This is a genomic window from Mesorhizobium sp. M8A.F.Ca.ET.181.01.1.1, assembly GCF_004792025.1.
Classification (GTDB): Bacteria; Pseudomonadota; Alphaproteobacteria; order Rhizobiales; family Rhizobiaceae; genus Mesorhizobium.
Map to the genome: position 1 here is coordinate 1 of NZ_SRTV01000306.1, position 287 is coordinate 287.

The following is a 287-nucleotide window of genomic DNA, read 5'->3' on the forward strand; positions in this document are numbered from 1 at the left end:
TCGGCGCCGACCATGCCCTGCGGCCCGCCGAAACCGCGGAAGGCGGTGTTCGACACCGTGTTGGTGTAGAGCGGCGCCGACTGCGCATGCACCGCTGGCCAGAAATAGGTGTTGTCGCAATGGAACAGCGCGCGGTCCGTCACCGGGCCGGAGAGGTCCGAGGAAAAGCCGCAGCGCGCCGCGAACATGAAGTCGACGCCGAGGATGTTGCCGTCGTCGTCGAAGCCGACCTCGTAGTCGATGAGAAAATCGTGCCGCTTGCCGGTGGCGGTCATGTCGTCGTCGCG

At 66.2% G+C, this 287-nt stretch carries 1 protein-coding gene; it reads right to left on the reverse strand.

Features of this window, described 5'->3' with window-relative positions; all coding sequences use genetic code 11:
* Nucleotides 1-287: molybdopterin cofactor-binding domain-containing protein (locus EN824_RS34715; protein ID WP_145972528.1), on the reverse strand; the 287-nt coding region annotated here is incomplete at both ends.